The sequence below is a fragment of the Vibrio sp. 378 genome (assembly GCF_033339435.1).
Genome location: NZ_JAWOUO010000945.1, coordinates 1 through 565 on the forward strand (window position 1 = coordinate 1; position 565 = coordinate 565).

Annotated in this window: 1 protein-coding gene; it reads right to left on the reverse strand. The window is 44.8% G+C overall.

Annotation, left to right across the window (positions count from 1 at the left end):
* Positions 1-142: 142 nt before the first annotated feature.
* The coding region (locus R7Q48_RS29745; RefSeq protein WP_318133978.1) for a hypothetical protein at positions 143-565 on the reverse strand (423 nt) is incomplete at its 5' end.

The following is a 565-nucleotide window of genomic DNA, read 5'->3' on the forward strand; positions in this document are numbered from 1 at the left end:
CTCAAAATAGAACTGGAAGAGATCATCGATGGCTATCAAGTTGGCCTAGACGGAAAGTATCAAGAACAATCACCATTCGAGTCTGCACAGCATGAAGCTGTGCTACCCAAGCGGCATGCGCCGCAGTAACGAGTGTTCGGTATCATGCAAGATAGCCTTCTTGCAGTGTATTCTCTAATTCTTTGCCGAGAATAATCTCAAAGTCAGTAAATACAGCAATAGGGCGGCAAGCGTTGCCTTTTTCCTCTAACTGGATGAATCCTTTTGATGATAAGTCGTCGAGAGTTCGTGAGAGTTCGCGGATATGATGACCGCTAATCTCCACAAGCTCAGCTAGACTTTCAGGCTCTTCTCTATTGATCAGCAGCATTAGTTCGATATTCTCATTACACAGTAGCTTTGAGGCTTCATTTAGTGACGTGAACCAAAACGTCGGTAGATGCTTGTTATGGCTAATGTTGCCTGCGGCCACACTAATCATATGCCTACGAATGAGATCTTCCGATGCAACCCCAATGCGAGCTTTCATTAGTCTCCCTCTCAGAACGAAATAGTAAAACCCTAG